At 33.7% G+C, this 21,975-nt stretch carries 15 protein-coding genes; all 15 read left to right on the forward strand.

Annotated elements, in window-relative coordinates; translation table 11 throughout:
- Positions 1–11: 11 nt before the first annotated feature.
- The 15 genes from ACSVH2_RS03850 to ACSVH2_RS03920 all read left to right on the forward strand — a co-directional run bounded on the left by ACSVH2_RS03850 (position 12) and on the right by ACSVH2_RS03920 (position 21,964).
- Positions 12–1,808: a cytochrome c oxidase subunit I gene (locus ACSVH2_RS03850; RefSeq protein WP_438091835.1), complete on the forward strand. Its 1,797-nt coding sequence runs from the start codon at positions 12–14 to the stop codon at positions 1,806–1,808.
- An 84-nt stretch (positions 1,809–1,892) separates the two neighbouring features.
- Positions 1,893–2,915: a Holliday junction branch migration DNA helicase RuvB gene (gene ruvB / locus ACSVH2_RS03855; protein ID WP_438091836.1), complete on the forward strand. Its 1,023-nt coding sequence runs from the start codon at positions 1,893–1,895 to the stop codon at positions 2,913–2,915.
- Positions 2,912–3,835 carry a tRNA epoxyqueuosine(34) reductase QueG gene (gene queG / locus ACSVH2_RS03860; protein WP_438091837.1) on the forward strand — a complete coding sequence of 308 codons (924 nt, stop codon included), beginning with the start codon at positions 2,912–2,914 and terminating at the stop codon, positions 3,833–3,835. The genes ruvB and queG overlap by 4 nt, the downstream gene beginning before the upstream one ends.
- Positions 3,836–3,918: 83 nt before the next feature.
- Positions 3,919–6,210, forward strand: coding sequence for an NADP-dependent malic enzyme (locus ACSVH2_RS03865; protein ID WP_438091838.1), 2,292 nt, complete (start codon positions 3,919–3,921; stop codon positions 6,208–6,210).
- A gap of 84 nt (positions 6,211–6,294) precedes the next feature.
- Positions 6,295–6,876, forward strand: a complete 582-nt coding sequence (gene ruvA, locus ACSVH2_RS03870; protein WP_438091839.1) for a Holliday junction branch migration protein RuvA — start codon at positions 6,295–6,297, stop codon at positions 6,874–6,876.
- Between the two features lie 3 nt (positions 6,877–6,879).
- The gene (sprA, locus tag ACSVH2_RS03875) at positions 6,880–14,145 is read left to right on the forward strand and encodes a cell surface protein SprA (protein WP_438091840.1); all 7,266 of its coding nucleotides are present in this window, start codon (positions 6,880–6,882) and stop codon (positions 14,143–14,145) included.
- 76 nt (positions 14,146–14,221) lie between these two features.
- On the forward strand, positions 14,222–14,602 hold the full coding sequence (gene gcvH, locus ACSVH2_RS03880; protein ID WP_438091841.1) for a glycine cleavage system protein GcvH: 381 nt from the start codon (positions 14,222–14,224) through the stop codon (positions 14,600–14,602).
- Complete coding sequence (locus ACSVH2_RS03885; protein ID WP_438091842.1) at positions 14,595–14,984, forward strand: VanZ family protein; 390 nt, start codon at positions 14,595–14,597, stop codon at positions 14,982–14,984. The genes gcvH and ACSVH2_RS03885 overlap by 8 nt, the downstream gene beginning before the upstream one ends.
- Positions 14,985–15,034: 50 nt before the next feature.
- The gene (gene deoC / locus ACSVH2_RS03890) at positions 15,035–15,778 is read left to right on the forward strand and encodes a deoxyribose-phosphate aldolase (RefSeq protein ID WP_438091843.1); all 744 of its coding nucleotides are present in this window, start codon (positions 15,035–15,037) and stop codon (positions 15,776–15,778) included.
- 14 nt (positions 15,779–15,792) lie between these two features.
- Positions 15,793–17,910 (forward strand): gliding motility protein RemB, encoded by a 2,118-nt coding sequence (locus ACSVH2_RS03895; RefSeq protein ID WP_438091844.1) that lies wholly within the window; start codon positions 15,793–15,795, stop codon positions 17,908–17,910.
- Positions 17,911–18,584: 674 nt separating this feature from the next.
- Positions 18,585–18,926, forward strand: a complete 342-nt coding sequence (locus ACSVH2_RS03900; protein WP_438091845.1) for a type II toxin-antitoxin system RelE/ParE family toxin — start codon at positions 18,585–18,587, stop codon at positions 18,924–18,926.
- The gene (locus ACSVH2_RS03905; RefSeq protein ID WP_438091846.1) at positions 18,913–19,206 is read left to right on the forward strand and encodes a helix-turn-helix domain-containing protein; all 294 of its coding nucleotides are present in this window, start codon (positions 18,913–18,915) and stop codon (positions 19,204–19,206) included. The genes ACSVH2_RS03900 and ACSVH2_RS03905 overlap by 14 nt, the downstream gene beginning before the upstream one ends.
- A 187-nt stretch (positions 19,207–19,393) precedes the next feature.
- On the forward strand, positions 19,394–20,296 hold the full coding sequence (gene cyoE, locus ACSVH2_RS03910; protein WP_438091847.1) for a heme o synthase: 903 nt from the start codon (positions 19,394–19,396) through the stop codon (positions 20,294–20,296).
- A 2-nt stretch (positions 20,297–20,298) separates the two neighbouring features.
- Positions 20,299–20,889, forward strand: a complete 591-nt coding sequence (locus ACSVH2_RS03915) for a cytochrome c oxidase subunit 3 (protein ID WP_438091848.1) — start codon at positions 20,299–20,301, stop codon at positions 20,887–20,889.
- 43 nt (positions 20,890–20,932) lie between these two features.
- Positions 20,933–21,964, forward strand: coding sequence for a cytochrome c oxidase subunit 3 (locus ACSVH2_RS03920; protein ID WP_438091849.1), 1,032 nt, complete (start codon positions 20,933–20,935; stop codon positions 21,962–21,964).
- The last annotated feature ends 11 nt before the right edge of the window (positions 21,965–21,975 follow it).

Raw genomic sequence — 21,975 nt, forward strand, 5'->3', positions numbered from 1 at the left:
AGTTAAAACATATGTCAGCAGAAGCTCACAATTTAGAACACAGTCACGAACACGAACACCACCACAAGGATACATTCATTACTAAATACATTTTTAGTATAGACCACAAAATGATTGCAAAGCAGTATTTGATTACTGGTATCATCATGGGAGTAATTGGTGTTGGTATGTCTTTGCTTTTCAGAATGCAATTGGCATGGCCAGAACAATCATTTAAAGTTTTTTCATTTTTCTTAGGTGAAAAAATGGCTCCAGGTGGAGTTATGACAAACGATGCTTATTTGTCTTTGATTACCATTCACGGAACGATAATGGTTTTCTTTGTATTAACAGCAGCATTGAGTGGAACATTTAGTAATTTACTAATTCCATTACAAATTGGTGCAAGAGACATGGCATCTGGTTTGTTGAATATGATTTCTTATTGGCTATTCTTTTTGTCAAGTGTAATCATGGTTTCATCACTTTTTGTTGAATCTGGACCTGCTAGTGCTGGTTGGACTATTTATCCGCCTTTGAGTGCTTTACCCCAAGCTATTTCTGGTTCGGGAACGGGAATGACGCTGTGGTTAGTTTCTATGGCAATATTTATAGCTGCTTCTTTATTAGGTTCTTTGAATTATATTGTAACTGTTATAAATCTGAGAACAAAAGGGATGTCTATGACAAGATTACCTCTTACCATTTGGGCTTTCTTTATCACAGCTATCATTGGTGTAATTTCTTTCCCAGTATTGCTTTCGGCTGCTTTGATGTTGATTATGGATAGAAGTTTTGGAACATCTTTCTTCTTGTCAGATATTTATATTGCTGGTGAAGTATTACATTATCAAGGTGGTTCACCTGTATTATTTGAACACTTATTTTGGTTTCTAGGTCATCCAGAAGTATATATCATTTTATTACCAGCTTTAGGGATTACTTCTGAAGTTATTGCAACAAATGCTCGTAAACCAATTTTTGGATATAGAGCGATGATTATGTCAATTATTGCAATTGCATTCTTGTCAACAATTGTTTGGGGTCACCACATGTTTATCTCTGGAATGAATCCATTCCTTGGTTCTGTATTTACCTTTACAACCTTGTTGATTGCAATTCCATCTGCGGTGAAAGCATTTAACTATATTACAACACTTTGGAAAGGTAACCTTCAGTTAAACCCTGCGATGTTATTTTCTATTGGATTGGTTTCTACCTTTATAACTGGTGGATTAACTGGAATTATTCTTGGTGACAGTACTTTAGATATTAATGTTCACGACACTTATTTCGTTGTGGCTCACTTCCACTTGGTTATGGGTATTTCTGCTCTTTACGGAATGTTTGCTGGTATTTACCACTGGTTTCCAAAAATGTTTGGTAGAATGTTAAACAAGAACTTAGGTTATGTTCACTTTTGGGTAACAGCTGTTAGTGCTTATGGCGTATTCTTCCCAATGCACTTTATCGGTATGGCTGGTTTACCAAGAAGATATTACACTAATACTAATTTCCCATTATTTGATGATTTACAAAATGTAAACGTTATCATAACAATGTTTGCACTTTTTGGTGGAGCTTTCCAATTAGTATTTTTATACAACTTCTTCAGTAGTATTTTTTACGGAAAAAGAACAGTTCAAAATCCATGGAGATCTAATACATTGGAATGGACAGCACCTGTTGAACACATACACGGTAACTGGCCAGGAGAAATTCCAGAGGTTCACAGATGGCCTTATGATTACAGTAAACCAGGACATGATGAAGATTTTGTTCCTCAAAATGTACCAATGAAAGAAGGTGAAGAACAATTACATCATTAAATCATTTCTACAAAATAGTATAAAAAGCCTTTCCTATTCGAAAGGCTTTTTTATTTTCATCCATCTTTATTATATATTTGTAATATGAACGAAAATTTAGATCCTACAAATAACAATTTTAATTCCGAAGAACTTGATCTTGAAAAAAAGTTAAGACCATTATCTTTTGATGATTTCACAGGACAAGAGCAGGTTCTCGATAATCTAAAAGTTTTTGTTGAAGCAGCTAATCAAAGAAGTGAGGCTTTAGATCATACATTATTTCATGGACCACCTGGTTTGGGAAAAACTACTTTGGCTAATATTTTAGCCAATGAACTTGGCGTTGGAATCAAAATCACTTCTGGTCCTGTTCTTGATAAACCTGGAGATTTAGCAGGATTGTTAACTAATCTTGAAGAAAGAGATGTTTTGTTTATTGATGAAATCCATCGATTAAGTCCTGTGGTGGAAGAATATTTATATTCCGCCATGGAAGATTTCAAAATCGATATCATGATTGAATCGGGTCCAAATGCTAGAACTGTCCAAATTAATTTGAATCCTTTTACTTTAGTAGGAGCAACTACACGTTCAGGATTATTAACCGCACCAATGCGAGCTCGTTTTGGAATTCAGAGTAGGTTGCAATATTATAACACAGAACTTTTAACCACTATTGTTCAACGAAGTTCAAGTATTTTGAAAATGCCTATAACTATGGAAGCAGCCATCGAAATTGCTGGTAGAAGTAGAGGAACACCAAGAATAGCTAATGCACTTTTACGACGTGTTCGTGATTTTGCTCAAATAAAAGGTAATGGAAAAATAGATATTGAAATTGCTCGTTATTCATTAAAAGCATTGCATGTAGATGCTCATGGATTAGACGAAATGGACAATAAAATCCTTGTAACCATCATTGATAAATTTAAAGGCGGACCAGTTGGCTTATCAACATTGGCAACTGCCGTCTCCGAAAGCGGTGAAACTATAGAAGAGGTTTATGAACCATTTTTAATACAAGAAGGCTTTATTATTAGAACACCACGAGGAAGAGAAGTTACCGAGAAAGCCTATAAACATTTAGGAAAAATAAAAACCAATATACAAGGAGGATTGTTTTGATTAACAATAAATCAAGATATACAAATTTTATAAAAACCGAAGCCAAACGCCTCGGTTTTTTGTCTTGTGGTATATCAAAAGCAGGTTTTCTTGAAGAAGATGCGCCAAGATTAGAAAATTGGTTAAATCAAAATCAGCATGGCAAAATGGATTACATGGCTGATTATTTTGACAAAAGATTAGACCCTACATTATTAGTAGATGATGCCAAAAGTGTAATTTCCTTATTACTAAATTATTATCCATCAGAACTGCAAAATGAAGCTAGCTATAAGATTTCAAAATATGCTTATGGTAAAGATTATCACAACATTATTAGAAAAAAAGTAGTTAAACTACTTAAAAGCATTAAAAGAGAAATCGGAGAAGTGAATGGTAGAGCTTTTGTTGATTTTGCTCCAGTGATGGAAAAATCTTGGGCTGCCAAAAGCGGTTTGGGTTGGATTGGCAAAAACAGTAATCTCATTACAAAACAAGTGGGTTCTTTTTATTTCGTAGCCGAATTAATTATTGAGTTAGAGTTAGAATATGATTATGCCACAACAGATCATTGTGGGACTTGTACAGCCTGTATTGATGCTTGCCCGACGCAAGCCATTGTTGCTCCATATGTAGTTGATGGTAGTAAATGTATTTCCTATTTCACAATTGAACTCAAAGAAAATATTCCTGCCGAAATGAAAGGCAAACTAGATGATTGGATGTTTGGTTGTGATGTTTGCCAAGATGTGTGTCCTTGGAATAAATTTTCAAAACCACACAAAGAACCATTATTTTCTCCTTATCCTGAATTACTTTCCTATAACAAAAAAGACTGGGAAGAAATCACCGAAGAAACATTTTCCAAAGTATTCACTAACTCACCACTTAAAAGAACACAACTAGAGGGATTGAAAAGAAATATTGATTTTCTTAAATAAAATTTCTTGTAAAAGAAACTAGTAAAAGTTTCCTTTTTACATTCAGTCTTCTACCTTTGTAAGTCAGAAGAAAAACTAGTCAGATGAATAAAAATAGCAAGCGAAGAGAAGCTCTTTTATACCACGCCAAACCAACACCTGGTAAAATTCAAGTAGTTCCTACCAAAAAATACGCAACCCAAAGAGACTTATCATTGGCCTATTCTCCTGGTGTTGCTGAACCGTGTTTGGAAATTGCCAAAGACATCAACAACGTTTATAAATATACAGCCAAAGGAAATTTAGTGGCTGTAATTACTAACGGAACTGCTGTTTTAGGATTGGGAGATATCGGACCTGAAGCGTCAAAACCAGTAATGGAAGGGAAAGCATTATTGTTCAAAATATTTGCTGATATTGATGTGTTTGACATCGAAATTGGAACTAAAGACATTGAAGAATTTATTGCAACGGTAAAAAACATCGCTCCAACTTTTGGAGGAATAAATCTTGAAGATATCAAAGCACCTGAGTCATTTGAAATAGAAAGACGCTTGGTAGCCGAATTAAATATTCCTGTGATGCATGATGATCAACATGGAACGGCTATTATTTCTTCAGCAGCCTTATTAAATGCTTTGGAGTTAGCCAATAAGAAAGCTGAAAATGTAAAACTTGTAGTTTCTGGTGCTGGTTCGGCAGCATTGGCTTGTGCAAACTTGTATGTGCTTCTTGGGGTTAAATTAGAAAATATTGTCATGTTTGACAGTCATGGTGTATTAAGTGATGGCCGTGAGGATTTATCAGATTTACAAAAAAAATATTGTAGAGGTAAAAAGGGACTTTCGCTAAATGATGCATTAGTAAATGCAGATGTTTTTTTAGGACTTTCAGCAGGTAATATCCTAACTTCAGAAATGCTACTTGGAATGGCAAAAAATCCAATTGTTTTCGCAATGGCAAATCCAATTCCAGAGATTGATTATGATGTTGCAATTGCCACAAGAAAAGATATTATTATGGCAACTGGTCGCTCTGACCATCCTAATCAAGTCAATAACGTTTTAGGGTTTCCCTATATTTTTCGTGGCGCATTAGATGTAAGAGCTACAAAAATAAACGAAGCCATGAAAATGGCAGCAGTTCGTGCTTTAGCTGCATTGGCTAAAGAACCTGTTCCTGAACAAGTGAATATTGCCTATGGCGAAACACGTTTAAACTTTGGAAGAGATTATATTATTCCTAAACCTTTTGATCCAAGATTAATTACTGTTGTGGCTCCAGCAGTAGCAAGAGCAGCTATGGAGTCTGGAGTGGCGTTAAACCCAATTACAGATTGGGAAAAATACGAAGAAGAACTGTTGGAACGATTAGGTTCTGATAATAAAATGGTTCGTTTGTTAACCAATCGTGCTAAAACAGAGCCAAAACGAGTAGTTTTTGCAGAAGCTGATCATCTTGATGTGCTGAAAGCGGCACAAATTGCTTACGAAGAAGGAATTGCGCATCCTATTTTATTAGGAAATAAAGAACTGATTTTAGAACTCAAAGAAGAATTAGGATTTGATGCCGATGTCCCAATTATAGATCCAAAAACGGAGGAAGAAAAAGAACGTAGATTGAAGTATGGCGAAATATACTGGAAATCACGTCAACGTAGAGGTATTTCTCAACTCGATGCCCAAAGATGGATGCGAGAGCGCAATTATTTTGCAGCCATGATGGTAAATGAAGGCGATGCCGATGCTATGGTTTCGGGCTATTCTAGAAGTTATCCCACTACTGTAAAACCATTGATGCAATTAATAGGAAGAGCACCAGGAATTACTTTGATTGCAACAACTAATATGATGATGACTAACCGTGGTCCAATGTTTTTATCAGATACTGCTATTAATCCAAACCCAACAGCAGATGAATTGGCAAAAATTGCGTTGATGACGGCTAAAACAGTTAGAATGTTTGGCATGGAACCTGTAATTGCGATGGTTTCGTTTTCAAACTTTGGTTCTTCGGCACACGAAAGCGCTACCAAAGTAAGAGAAGCAGTGGCTTATTTGCATAAATATTATCCCGATTTGATAGTTGATGGTGAAATTCAAACCGACTTTGCTTTGAATGCAGAAATGCTAAAGAACAAATTTCCATTTTCAAAGTTAGCAGGAAAGAAAGTAAACACGTTAATTTTTCCAAATTTGGAAGCTGCCAACATTAATTATAAACTATTGAAAGAGCTTTATAAAGTTGACTCAGTTGGACCAATTATGTTAGGAATGGAAAAACCAGTTCACATTTTTCAATTGGGCGCAAGCGTTGAAGAAATGGTAAATATGGTTGCTGTTGCTGTAGTTGATGCACAAGAAAAAGATAAAAGAAAAGTTACTTCCACAAAATAGTTTTTGTATAATTGTACCGATATAGCAAAGTGATACTGTCAGTTCAGGAATTTTGCTATATTTGGAGTTACATTAAGGTTTAAAATGATAGCACACATTCAAGGGAAATTAGTTGAAAAATCGCCAACTGAAGTAGTAATTGACTGTAATGGAGTTGGTTATCATATTAACATTTCGTTGCACACTTTTTCATTACTTCCCAACACTGATTTTGTTAAATTGTTTACGCATCTTCAAATTAAAGAAGATGCACATTCTTTGTTTGGATTCATGGAAAAATCTGAAAGAGAATTGTTCAAATTATTACTATCTGTTTCTGGAATAGGAGCAAGTATTGCCAGAACCATGTTGTCTTCATTAGATCCTAAACAAATTATTCAGGCCATTGCCAGCGCTGATTTAGGTAAGATACAATCCATAAAAGGAATTGGGACTAAAACAGCACAAAGAGTCATACTGGATTTACAGGAAAAAGTATTAAAAATATATGATTTAAATGAAATTTCTACCTCTCAACACAATATTAACCGAGAAGAATCGTTATCTGCTTTGGAGGTTTTGGGTTACATCAGAAAAAATGCCGAAAAAGTAGTAGATAAAATAATAAAAGAAAATTCAGAAGCTACTGTTGAAACAATTATTAAACAAGCACTTAAAAATTTATAATTTTTGAAAACAATATACTTTACAAAATCATTTTTAAATTTTAAAAGGATACTTTTTGCCATAGTATTGTTGTTTAGTATTGCTTCTTTTTCACAGGTTGTCCCAACAACACCACAAGACTCAACAGGTTATTCAACAGGAAGAGTTGAAATGCAAAATCCGAATAGTATTGTAAATATGTATACCTATGATCCAGCCACAAATAGGTATATTTACTCTAGTACTATAGAAGGATTTAACATCAATTATCCGATTGTTTTAACGCCCAAAGAGTATGAAGAACTAGTACTTCGCGAATCCATGCGTGATTATTTCAAGAAAAAATCAGATGCCATTGATGGTAAAAAAGAAGGAAGTGAAGCTGCCAAAAAAGATTTATTACCACGATATTATGTAAATTCTGGTTTCTTCGAGTCTATTTTTGGATCAAATACAATTGATGTAAAACCTACGGGTTCTGTAGAAATGGATTTGGGTGCACGTTATACCAAGCAAGATAATCCCTCATTTTCTCCAAGAAACAGATCTCAAACAACGTTTGATTTTGACCAAAGAATTAGTATGAGTTTGATGGGAAAAGTAGGAACAAGACTGAATGTTAATATTAATTACGATACCGAATCTACTTTTGCTTTTCAAAACTTAATAAAGTTAGAATATACTCCTACTGAAGATGATATTATCCAAAAAATAGAAGTAGGTAACGTGAGTATGCCTTTGACTAATTCCTTAATTCGTGGCGCTCAGAGTTTGTTTGGGGTTAAAGCCCAACTGCAATTTGGTAAAACCACAATAACAGGAGTTTTTTCGGAACAAAAATCACAAACTAGGTCTGTGAATGCTCAAGGCGGCGGAACCATTCAAGATTTTGAAATGTTTGCCCTTGATTATGATGCAGACAGACATTTCTTCTTGTCACAATATTTCAGAAATAAATACGATGAAGCACTTCGAAACTATCCATTTATTGATAGTAGAGTGCAAATCACCCGAATTGAAGTTTGGGTAACCAATAGACAAAACCGTGTAAGTAATACCAATAATAATTTACGAAATATTATAGCGTTACAAGATTTAGGAGAATCCAGACTTACTGGTTTTCCAGACAACCAGATAGTTGCTTTAGCACCACTCGATGTTGCCAACGGATTTTACTTAGCAACGCCAAATGATACACCATCCGATAATAATAATAACAAGTATGACCCAGGATTAATTACTGCTGGTGGCGGTTTATTAAATTCTAATATTAGAGATATTGTAACTTCAAGCGCTGGTTTTAATAATATAGTAACAGTTGACGAAGGAACAGACTATTCAAAACTTGAAAACGCTCGTAAACTTGCCCCGAATGAATTTAAACTTAATCCCCAGTTAGGTTACATATCATTACAACAACGATTAGCCAATGATGAAGTTTTGGCAGTTGCTTATCAATATACAATTGGTGATGATGTTTATCAAGTGGGTGAATTTGGTACAGATGGTGTTGATGCTACAGTAGTTCAAGATGGAGGAACGACTACCGAAACGGTTTCATCTCAGAATTTAATTTTGAAAATGATAAAAAGTAATTTAACCAATGTTCAAAAACCAATTTGGAACTTAATGATGAAAAACATTTACCAAATTCAAGGTGGTTATCAATTACAACAAGAAGAGTTTAGATTTAATATTTTATATACTGATCCTTCACCATTAAATTACATAACACCAGCCAATAGTACTTCGCCATTACCAAGTGATGTAGCTGAAACTCCTTTATTGAAAGTGTTTAATGTTGATAAATTAAATTACAATAATGACCCACAAGCTGGTGGTGACGGTTTTTTCGATTTCTTACCAGGATTAACAGTGGATCAAGAAAATGGGCGATTAATATTTTCAACAGTAGAACCTTTTGGTAAACATTTATTTGAAAAACTAAGAAGCAACGTTTCTGAGGATTATAATGGTACAAACTATAACGATAATCAAACCAAATATGTTTTCCGTAATATGTATGCTAGCACACAAGCAGCAGCATTACAAGATGCGGATAAAAACAAATTTCAATTAAAAGGAAGATATAAATCAGCTGGTGGTGATGGAATTCCGATAGGTGCTTTTAATGTACCAAGAGGATCAGTTGTTGTAACTGCAGGTGGAAGAATTTTACAAGAAGGTATAGATTATAGTGTAAATTATCAAGCGGGGAAAGTACAAATATTAGACCCATCAATTCAAGCTTCAAATATTCCAATTGAAGTTTCGGTTGAAAACAATTCTACTTTTGGACAGCAAACCCGACGATTTATGGGATTTAATGTTGAACACAAAATATCAGATAAATTTTTAGTGGGTGGTACTTTCATAAAAATGACCGAGCGACCTTTTACCAATAAATCAAATTATGGGCAAGAATCAGTAAACAATACTATTTTTGGTTTTAATGCTAATTATGCTACCGAAGTTCCTTTTCTAACTCGATTAGCCAATAAATTACCTAATGTTGACACTGATGTTCCTTCCAATGTTTCAGTTCGTGCTGAAGTTGCTTTTTTGCAACCTGATGCACCAAATGCTGATCAATTCCAAGGAGAACCAACTGTTTATATTGATGATTTTGAAGGTTCACAAACCACCATTGACATGCGTTCGCCATTGTCTTGGACTTTATCATCAACCCCAAAATGGCAAGCTGGTGTAAACTACGAGGATTTTGGTTCAGCAGCAGTTGATTTAACTTATGGTTTCAAACGTGCAAAGTTAAATTGGTATACCATTGACCCTACAATTTATGTACAAACACCAGGTGAAATAGGTCAAGATGGAATTTCGTTGAATAGTACTCGTAGAATTTTCAGTAATGAATTATATCCCAACTTAGATATTGCAGCAGGACAAACCCAAGTAATAAATACTTTAGATTTGACCTATTATCCTCAAGAGCGTGGACCTTATAATTATAATCCTGAGGCACTTTCACCATCAGGTTTTTTAAATCCTGATAAGAATTTTGGTGGAATAACACGTGCCATTAATTCAACAAATTTTGAGCAAAGTAATGTAGAATATATCCAGTTTTGGGTTTTAGATCCCTATTTTGATCCTGCTAATCCAACTGCAGCTGCTAATCCAAATAACACAGGAGAAGTATACTTTAACCTTGGTGAAATTTCAGAAGATATTTTAAAGGATGAGCGCAAACAATATGAAAATGGGTTACCTTCAAACAATAATTCACAGTCATTAACAAGCCAAACAATTTGGGGAAAAGTACCTTCTTCGCAATCACTTATTTATGCTTTTGATGTAGATGGCGCTAATAGAGATTCTCAAGACGTTGGTTTTGATGGTCTTAATGATGATGATGAAAGGAATTTACCAAATATTGGAGGATATGCTTCGCAAAATGACCCAGCGGGAGATAACTATCAGTATTTCTTGAACGCCACGGGTTCAAGCATTTTCGAGCGATATAAAGACTACAATGGAATTCAAGGAAACTCACCTATTGATGTTACAGACACCAATAGAGGTTCTACAACTATTCCAGATGTTGAGGATATTAACCGTGACAATACCATGAATACGGTTAATGCTTATTATGAATATAAAATTAACATGTTTCCCAACATGCAAGTGGGACAAAATTTCGTTACCGAAGTTAGAGAAACTACCAATATTTTATTGCCAAATGGCTCTGTTGGAAGTGCTAGATGGATACAATTTAAAATCCCTGTAACACAACCAGAAAACACTATAGGAAGTATTTCAGATTTTCGTTCTATTCGATTTATGAGAATGTTCATGACAGGATTTACAACTCCTATAACGCTTCGTTTTGGAGCTTTAGATTTAGTAAGAGGAGAATGGAGACGTTATGATAATTCTTTTCAAGCAACAGATGCTGATCCTGATGATGACAATACCAATTTTGATGTTTTAGCGGTAAATATTCAAGAAAATGCGCAAAGACTGCCTATTCCTTATGTAACACCTCCTGGAGTTATTCGGGAACAAGTAAATCAAAATAATACCATTATCAATCAAAATGAGCAATCATTATCTTTAAGAGCTTCAGGTGATGGTCTTGAAGTAGGAGATTCAAGAGCGGTTTTCAAAAACGTAAGTGTTGATATGCGTCAATTTAATAAACTGAGAATGTTTATCCACGCTGAAGCATTACCAGCGCCAACAGATCCAACACCACTTACAGATAATCAAATGACAGGTTTCATTCGTTTTGGGAATGACTTTACTAGTAACTATTATCAGGTAGAAATTCCTCTGAAAGTTACTCCTGAAACTAGTACTGAGCAAGACGTAATTTGGCCTGCCGATAATGAAATTGCTTTGGCCATGTCATTATTGACAAAAATGAAAGTAAAAGCGTTGAGTATTGATCCAGCAACTTTACCAGAAGGAGTTTATTATCCTGACGATGATATTACGCAACCCGATGGTGATGGTGACCCGAAGCTAAGGCTAGGAATAAAAGGAAATCCAAACTTTGGTCTTGTAAGAACCTTAATGGTGGGAATCAAAAACTCGCACACCGATAGAATTAGAGGAGAAGTATGGTTTAATGAGTTGCGTATTTCAGACATGAACAATAAAGGCGGTATGGCTGCTGTTGTAAATATGGATTCTAACATAGCAGATTTTGCCACAATTTCGGGTACGGGAAGAATGAGTACCATAGGTTTTGGAGCATTAGAAGAAGGACCAAACGAGAGAAGTAGAGAAGATTTGAAACAATATAATTTGGTTACAAATTTTAGTTTAGGTAAATTATTGCCTAAGAAATGGGGAATTAATTTGCCATTTAATTACGCTGTTGGCGAAGAAACGATTACTCCAGAATACGATCCTTTTAATCAAGATATTAGATTAGAACAATTGCTAGCCAATACTTCAGATGCTGCAGAACGAGAAAATATAAGTAGTAGAGCGGTCGATTATACCAAAAGAAAAAGCATCAATTTTATTGGAGTAAAAAAAGAAAGAGGTGAAGCGCAAAAACAACATTTTTATGATCCTGAAAATTTAACACTTTCTTATTCCTATAATGAAGTTGAAAAACATAATTACGAAATTGAAAATTATATAGCTCAGGAAGTAAGTGCAACAGCTGATTATACTTTTGCCTTTAAACCGAAGTCTGTCGAACCATTTAGTAAGAATAAATACTTTAAGAAAAGTGATTATTGGAAATTATTAAGTGACTTTAATTTTAGTTATCTACCAGCAAGTATTTCTTTTAGTTCAAACATTACAAGACAATATAATAAACAACAATTCAGACAAGTGGATGTTGAAGGTATAGCATTAGATCCTTTGTATAGAAGAAATTATATGTTCAATTATCAATATGGATTTAACTACAACCTTACAAAAGCGTTGAAAATTAATTACACGGCAGCTTCACAAAACATAGTTCGTTCCTATATTGATGAAGATAATGTTCCAGATAACAGTTATACACTTTGGACAGATTTTTGGAACATGGGAACACCAAATCAGCATAACCAACAATTGGTAGTTAATTACGACATTCCTATTAATAAAATTCCTGTTTTTGGATTTATAAAATCGGCCTATTCTTATACAGGTGATTACAATTGGCAACGATCTTCATTGGCATTAGAAACCATTGAAACTAGTGATGGAACTATTTATAATCTTGGAAACACAATCCAAAATGCAAGTTCACATCGATTGAATACCACATTCAATATGGATACTTTTTATAAATATATTGGATTAGGGAAAAAACCAGCAAAAACGCCAGCTAAACCTGCTGCTGCTCCAAAACCAGGCGAAAAAGTAACTAATACTAAACCACTACCAGCAAAATCAAACAACGTCTTTTTAGATGGTTTGGTAGGTGTATTAACTAGTGTGAAAAATGTACAGATTAATTATACTAAAAGTGAAGGAACCATACTTCCAGGGTTTTTGCCAAGTTTAGGATTTTTTGGTTCTTCAAAACCTTCTTTAGGTTTTGTTTTTGGTATTCAAGATGATGTTCGATTTGAAGCCGCCAAAAATGGATGGTTAACAACGTATCCCGATTTTAATCAAAATTACACCCAAGTTTTAACAGAAACACTCGAGTCAACCGCAAATATCGATTTGTTCCCTGATTTTAAAATTGATTTAAGTTCTAGTAGAGCTTATTCAGAAAACTACTCAGAGCAATATGATGTTGATGCATTAACAGGGCAATATAATTCTCGTTCGCCATATAATTTTGGAAATTTCTCTATTTCAACGGTTTTAATCAAAACCTCTTTTGGTAGAAGTGATGAAAATGGATCTGCTGCTTTTGATGATTTCAGAAGCAATCGTTTGACTGTTGCAGATAGATTAGCAGAACAATATTATGGCACAAACATTCCAAGATATGGTGATGCAGCAAACCCAATTCCAACCGATGTTAATGCGCCAAATTATGCCTTTTATTCAGCAAATGCTGGCTATCCAATAGGATTTGGAAAAAACAATCAATCTGTTTTAATTCCTGCGTTTTTAGCGGCTTACAGCGGAAGTTCTGCAGATGGTGTTTCCTTAAACACTTTCCGTAGTTTCCCAATACCGAATTGGACAATAAAATATACTGGATTAATGCGTTATAAATTCTTTAAAGACACCTTCAAACGTTTCTCCATTCAACATGCTTATAGAGCAGCATATACTATCAATGCTTTCCGTTCTAATTTTGATTATGATCAAAATCCAGGCGGACAAGACAATAGCGGATTTGGTAATTTTTATAACCAAACGATTATTGCTAACATTAATCTTGTAGAACAATTCAATCCTTTGATTCGCTTTGATTTTGAAATGAAAAGTTCGTTAAAAATATTAGCCGAAATGAAAAAAGACAGAAGTTTGTCTATGAGTTTTGATAATAATTTACTAACTGAAGTGCAAGGATATGAATACATTATTGGCTTTGGTTATCGTATTAAAGATGTTATTTTTTCTTCTAAATTAGCCGATAACCCAACAGGGATTATAAAAAGTGACATCAATATTAAAATGGATTTCTCTTATAGAAACAATCAAACGATTGTTCGTTATTTGGATTATGATAATAACCAAATAGGTGGCGGTCAAAACATCTGGACAGCAAGATTAACAGCAGATTATTCATTCAGTAAAAATCTAACGGCAATTTTCTTCTATGATCATTCTTTCTCACAACCAGTAATATCCACTTCTTTCCCATTAACTAACATTAGAACTGGATTTACCATGCGATATAATTTTGGTAATTAATGAATTTTTAAAGACAATCTTTTAATTAAAGCTATAGATTGTATACTTTTGAAGAATAATAAAAACAAACAAACTAATGAATATACCAAGTAATTTAAAGTACACAAAAGACCACGAATGGGTTTTGATTGAAGGTGATGTTGCCACAGTAGGAATAACCGATTTTGCGCAAAAAGAGTTAGGAGATATTGTATATGTTGAAGTAGAAACATTGGACCAAACTTTGGATAAAGATGAAGTGTTTGGCACAGTTGAAGCAGTAAAAACAGTATCTGATTTATTTTTACCGCTTTCTGGTGAAATTATTGAATTTAATGACGATTTAGAGGCTAATCCAGAAGCCGTAAACTCTGATCCTTATGGAAAAGGATGGATGGTTAAAGTAAAAATTGCTAACACTGCTGAAGTGGAAGAATTACTTTCGAGTGATGCTTATAAACAACTTATAGGTGCTTAAAAAAACAATTTTTGGTTTGGCATTGAGTTGGACCATTCTTGTTGCTTTTTTATGTTTAGTCTCGTTCAGTAAGTTGCCTTCGTTTGGGATTTCTGGAACAGATAAATATGTTCATGTTACCTTTCATTTTGTTTTCACATTACTTTGGGGATATTACTCATGGTTGAATCAAAATAAAATAGAGCTCAAAAAAATAGTAACGATAGTTTTTATTTCATTTTGCTTCGGAATTCTAATCGAGTTTTTACAAGAAGAATTTACCTTAACGCGTCATGCCGATGTTTTTGATGTTCTAGCAAATTTATTAGGAGCTATAATTGCCTTTCTTGTTTTTGTTTTCATCAAACAAAATAAAAGTAGAAACAAACCGTTACAGAATTAGATAACAAAAAATGTCCCAATTTAATTGGGATTTTTTTTTACTTTTATGCCATGAATATAAAACAGTATCTCGACTCCACTTATTTAAAAACAGCAGCACAAGCTGGATTGTCCGAAGAGGATAATAACACTATTGTTAAAGGTTTTATTCAAGAAGCCATTGAGGAAGGTTTTAAACTAATAATGATTAGGCCTGACAAAGTTAAAATGGCAAGAGAAATGATTACTGCTGCTAAATCTAAATTGCTTATAGGAACCGTTATTTCTTTTCCCGAAGGCATAAATTCTTTTGAGGAAAAGTTAGCAGAAGCACAAAAAGCAATTGAAGATGGTGTTGATGAGCTTGATTATGTATGCAATTACGAAGCATTCAAAAATGGGAATTCCGAATTGGTAAAAAAAGAAGTTTATAGCGGAACTAAATTGGCATTTGATAATCATAAAGTGGCTAAATGGATTATAGAAGTAGCAGCGCTGACTGATGACGAAATAATTAAATTATCGGCATTGATAAAAAATGTTATCATCACAGATTTCAAAGAAGAATGTTATGCTAATGTTTTTGTGAAATCATCAACAGGTTTTTATAAAACTGAAAACAATCAACCCAATGGCGCAACTATACCCACCATTATATTGATGCTCGAAAATGCATCACCACTTCCAGTAAAAGCAGCTGGCGGAGTTAGAACCTACGAAGAAGCTGTTGCGATGATACGTTTAGGGGTGAAACGAATAGGAACTTCTGCTGCTAAAACTATTGCCAATGGTGAAATCGCTACAGGTAATTATTAATATTATTCTAAAAAATGAAAAAAATATTTCCCTTTTTTGTATTGTTTTTTACGGTCATCGCATCGGGACAAGTAACGCTGAAAGGAACTGAAAAGTTCCCTGTTTTTCCATCTTGTCAAGATTTGCAGTTCAAAGAATTGGAAACTTGCTTTTATAACGAAGTCCAAGATTTTGTTTTTAATAATTTTAAAGTTCCAGAAAATTTACAACAAAACAATTTTAAAGGAAATGTAATCGTTCTTTTTGAAGTTGCCGATACTGGAAATTTCAAAGTTATCTATGTCGATGCACTTGATGAAGCTTTGATTGCTGAAAGTAAAAGAGTTTTTGGCAAACTACCAAAAATAAGTCCAGCAACATATAATGGCAATCCTACGTATGCTAAATATACCATCACTATAGCTATTCCGCTGCAAAGTGTTGCTGATATTGAAGCACAAAAACAGGCTGTTGTTTTAGCTGAAAAATCAGCGAATGAATTTAAACCCAACAAAAATTATCTAACGGAATTAGACAGTATAAAATACACAAAATTTGATAGTCCGCAGTTTGATAGCCATTTAAATATCCCTTTTTCGCATAGTTATTATTCACAATTTGATGACGAAATGAATCAAGTGGGTGCCAATAACCATACAGGTTCAAAACCTTATGAATATGCTGATGTTGCTAAGTATTATAACTTAAAACAAGAAAACACCGCTTTGTTAAAAAACAAACAAGGTTGGTGGGGCAGAAAACTTTGGAACGAAAGTTTAGTTGAAGTCCAAGGCGAAGGATATTGGTTTACTCTAAATCCCATTTTTGATTTACAGTTTGGGAAAAGTAACCCAAGTGTTGCTGATTATACCTATATCAATACAAGAGGAATTCAATTTAATGGTGGAATAGGGAAAGAGATAAATTTCACCACAACCATTTATGAAAGTCAGGGTCGTTTTGCAGATTATTTTAATCGTTATGCTGAGTCTATTGCTCCATCTGGAGGAAATCCAGCTATTATTCCGGGAATGGGAATTGCTAAGGAGTTTAAAACGGATGCGTATGATTTTCCTGTTGCAGAAGCTAATTTGACTTTTACGCCAAGTAAATATATCAACATGCATTTGGGTTATGGACGTAATTTTATTGGTGATGGGTATCGTTCGCTTTTATTAGGCGATGGCGCAAGTCCTTATCCTTATTTTAAATTGAATACTTCTTTTTGGAAAATAAAATACACCAATATTTATACTTGGCTAAAAGATGTTCGCCCCGAAGTTACGGTTGATGGAACCTATGCTACAAAATATGCAGCAAGTCATTACTTAAGTTTAAATCTGACTAACAAGTGGAATATAGGTTTATTTGAATCGGTGGTTTGGACAAATACCAACAACCGTGGATTTGACATGAGTTTTATAAATCCTATTATTTTCTATCGTTCGGTGGAATTTAATTCGTCTTCTAAGACAGGAAATGCAATGTTAGGGTTAACTAGTAAATATAAATGGAACAATCAAATCAATTTTTACGGACAATTTTTACTCGATGAGTTTTCGTTAAACGATGTGAAAGCAGGCAACAATAGTTGGAAAAATAAATTTGGATATCAACTAGGTGCTAAATATTACAATGCATTCAATGTCAAAAATCTGTTATTACAAATGGAGTATAACCATGTGCGACCATATGTGTATTCACACAGCAGTCCAATTACCAATTATGGACACAATAATCAAAGTTTAGGACATCAATGGGGAGGAAATTTTAGTGAATTTATTGTAATAAGTCGCTACCACAAAGGCAGGTATTTTGCCGATGCTAAAGTAACTATTGGAACACGTGGATTGGATTTTAATAACGAAACAGACACTTTCAATTATGGAAGTGACATCTATAGAGATTATGATGATAGCCGTCCTTATGACGACAATGTAAAAGTAGGACAAGGAAACAAAACCAATGTTTTTATTGCCGATTTACAAGCCGGTTATTTGGTCAATCCTGCTACCAATATGAAATTGTATGGTAGTTTTATTTACAGAAACTTTACACCTGCCACCGAAACTACTTTAGCACTAAAAGAAAGCACCACTTGGTTCTCAATTGGGTTGCGTTGTGATATCTTTAATTGGTATTTTGATTATTAGGAAATGAGTTTAGATTACAAATCCTAGCTATTGGGCAGAAAAAATAAATTATTAAAAACAAAAGATGATTTTTTTTAATTACCTGTATTACAATATCTATTTTGTAAGCGCAAGAAATAACTCTTCGCCAGAAATTATTGCTGTTTCAAATATTGCTTTCTGTCAAACTAATAATATACTTGCGGTATTAAATCTTTTTTTCTTTTTTACTAAGATTGACAAAGATTACAATGTTCTAAAATGTTATGTAATTATTGTAATAACATTAATTATTATAAATTACTACTATTATGTGACTAGAAAAAAAGGTGATAAAATTATGAAGAACGAAAAATATTCCTCTGGGAAGTGTAAGTTTCTGCCAGACATTTATTTAGTTTTTTCTGTTTTTTTAGCTGGATTTACTTATTACATTTATAAAGAATGGTAATGCCATTAATGCATAATTTTTCAAGCTTTTCAATTAGTTTTTTCATCTTATATTTCATCAATTCTTTTTTTATTAAATGGTTTTCTATAAAGTACCCCAAGCTCTGCAAATGTCTACTGACTTTGCGGAATATTTTAAATTTTTTACAAAACGCGAGACTGTAAAACGGGATTGTTTTCTCTGTAATAAAAAATATTTAACATCATGAAGTTGCACTTTAGAGCAACTTTCATATATTTGTGACATGAATAAGCAAAGAACAATCATTTTTTATAAAGATTACTTTGAAGAATTCTTTGAAAAACAACGAGATAAAGTAAAAAACAAAATTATTTGGACTTTTCAATTAATTGAGGAATTAGAAAGAATTCCCGAAACATATCTCAAACATATTGAAAATACAGATGGATTATTCGAAATCAGAATCCAACAAGGCAGTGACATCTTTAGAATTTTCTGTTTTTTCGATGAAGGACAATTGGTGGTTTTAGCAAATGGATTTCAAAAGAAGACACAGAAGACACCAAAAAATGAAATTGAAAGAGCAATCAAAATTAAAAACGAGTATGAAAATGAAAAATATTAAAACACTTGACCAGTTTAAAGACAAACATTTCGGAAAAGTTGGAACAGTTAAGCGCGATGAACTTGATTTGGACTATGAAAATTTTAAAATTGGAGCCATGATTCACGAGGCAAGACTTCAAAAAGGGATGACACAAGAAGAGCTTGCAGAAAAAGCAGGCACAACCAAATCTTATATTTCCAAAATTGAAAATAATGTGAAAGAAGCTAGATTTTCTACATTACAGAAGATTGTGGAGCTTGGTTTAGGTGGTCAACTAGAACTTTCTATCAAAATATAGCTTGGAAAAACAGAGCTTAATACATTAAACAAGTACTTTGTGTTTATTTAATTATCAATTCTAATAACAATAAATTATACTTCAACTCCTGAAATTTCAGGAGTTTTTTATTTTAATTTTTTTATGAATTGTTTTTTTGTCAAATCACTTTCTATAAAGTACCTTTGCGCCAGTTTAAAAAGCACTAATGAGCGCTACGGCATCAACATTTTCACTAAAACAAATTGCATTTGACTTCAAAGAAATTACCAAAGCAGGTTTAGCTATCAGCGTGGTGTTTTCCTCTATTGCAGGTTACCTTCTTGGTGTGGTTGATTTTCAGGATTTGAAAGTGACTACTTTGTTAATGCTTGCTGTTGGCGGATATTGTATGGTTGGTGCTTCCAATGCTTTTAATCAAGTGATAGAAAAAGACCTCGACGCGTTGATGGACAGAACTAAAAACCGTCCAGTAGCTTCAGGCAGAATGTCTCCAAATCATGCGTTGTTTGTTGCGAGTTTGCTTACCATTATTGGTTTAATTTTATTGTATTTGATCAATCCTAAATCGGCTATGTTTGGCGCGATTTCTATCTTTTTATATACTAGTATTTACACGCCTTTGAAAACGGTTACGCCGCTTTCTGTTTTTGTGGGTGCTTTTCCTGGTGCTATTCCTTTTATGTTGGGCTGGGTTGCAGCGACTAATAATTTTGGTATTGAAGCGGGAACGCTTTTCTTGATACAGTTCTTTTGGCAGTTTCCTCATTTTTGGGCTATAGGTTGGTTTTTATATGACGATTATGAAAAGGCAGGATTTTTTATGTTGCCTACGGGTAAAAAAGACTCGTCAACTGCTTTACAAACAATACTATATTCTGTTTGGTTATTAGTGGCTTCTTTGTTGCCTTGTTTAGGATATACTGGAAGATTATTTATTTCGCCAATTGCTGCAGGAATAGTATTTTTGCTCGGGCTTTGGATGATTTTTTATGCGGTAAAGTTATACCAATTGAGAACAGCAAAAGCCGCAAGAACTTTAATGCTCGTGAGTGTTTCTTATATTACTTTGTTACAAATAGTTTATATTACAGATAAATTTTTAAGATAGTTATGACAACAACACCAATGACAAAAGAAGAGCACAAAGCAAGAACGGACCGTTCGTATAAATTGCTTTTGTTGTTTGCTATGGGAAGTATGACAATGATGTTTGCAGGTATAGTCAGTGCTTTTGTAGTGAGTAAATCAAGAGAAGATTGGATGAAAGATTTCCAGATGCCTTCTGCTTTTTATTTTAGTACTTTAGCAATATTGTTATGTAGTGTTACTTTTCATTTGGCCAAAAGAGCCATTCAAAAAGACAATAGAAAAGGAACTACAACTTTTCTTTTATTGACTTTAGGTCTAGGAATTGGTTTTGTTTTATTGCAGTTTACAGGTTTTAATCAGATAGTGGAACAAGGGTATTATTTCACCGGACCAGAGAGTAATATTGCAACAACTTTTCTGTACGTAATTGCGGTTGTTCACTTGGCTCACCTTGCTGGAGGACTGATTTCACTTTTAATTATAATTTATAATCATTTTAAACAAAAATACAATTCAAGTCAATTGCTTGGAATTGAGTTAGGTGTAATGTACTGGCACTTTCTTGATTTCTTATGGATTTGTTTGTTTTTCTTTTTATATTTCTTTAAATAAGAAAAAAAATCTAAATTTGGGAACTTTTTAACTTTTAACTTTTATGGGAGCTACAGTTACTACTGCAAATAAAACTGAAAACACTTGGGGTGGCGGAAATGAGCCAATGGGCGCTAGTTATGGCAAATTGATGATGTGGTTTTTTATCGTATCAGATGCTTTAACTTTCTCTGGTTTTCTTGCCGCATACGGATTTTCTAGATTTAAATTTATTGATAATTGGCCAATTGCCGACGAAGTGTTTACACACTTTCCATTTATGCATGGTGTGGAAGCGCCAATGTATTATGTGGCTTTGATGACTTTTATTTTGATTTTCTCTTCGGTAACGATGGTTTTAGCCGTTGATGCTGGACATCAAATGAAACAAAAGAAAGTTGCATTTTATATGTTGTTAACTATTATTGGAGGTTTAATCTTCGTAGGTTCACAAGCTTGGGAATGGAAAAATTTCATCAAAGGAGAATATGGTGCCGTTGAAACTAAAGGAGGAAGCATTATTCAATTTGTTAACAAAGAAGGAGAGAGAGTAAAATTAGAAGATTTTGCAGTTCGCCTTCCAGGACAAAGAGAAGAGTTAACTAAAAGTCAAGGGAAATGGTTTATGAAGAGTGAAGAGTCTTTAGCTTCTTATTCAGTTGCTGAGGTGCAAGCTGGATTTAAAGCACATCCAGAACTATTAGTTAGAACTGAAAAAATTTACAGAGATACTAAAGAAGATAGATCTAATACTAAATTACAACCTGGTTTAAATAAAAATAAACACAGAGAAATTGTTACACGTGCAGAATCTGAAGTGTTAGTTGGCAATGCTCACATAGTTGTTGAAGGAGCAAACCTGAAAAGAAATGAATATGGAAGTAAGCTATTTGCTGATTTCTTTTTCTTCATCACAGGTTTCCACGGTTTCCACGTATTTTCTGGAGTGGTTATCAATTTCATTATTTTCTTAAATATTCTTGTTGGAACTTATGAAAAAAGAAGATCCTACGAAATGGTTGAAAAAGTTGGACTTTATTGGCACTTTGTCGATTTAGTTTGGGTATTCGTATTTACATTCTTCTATTTAGTTTAATTTTTTTAGAA

The organism is Flavobacterium sp. RSB2_4_14 (genome assembly GCF_051547085.1).
Lineage (GTDB): Bacteria > Bacteroidota > Bacteroidia > Flavobacteriales > Flavobacteriaceae > Flavobacterium.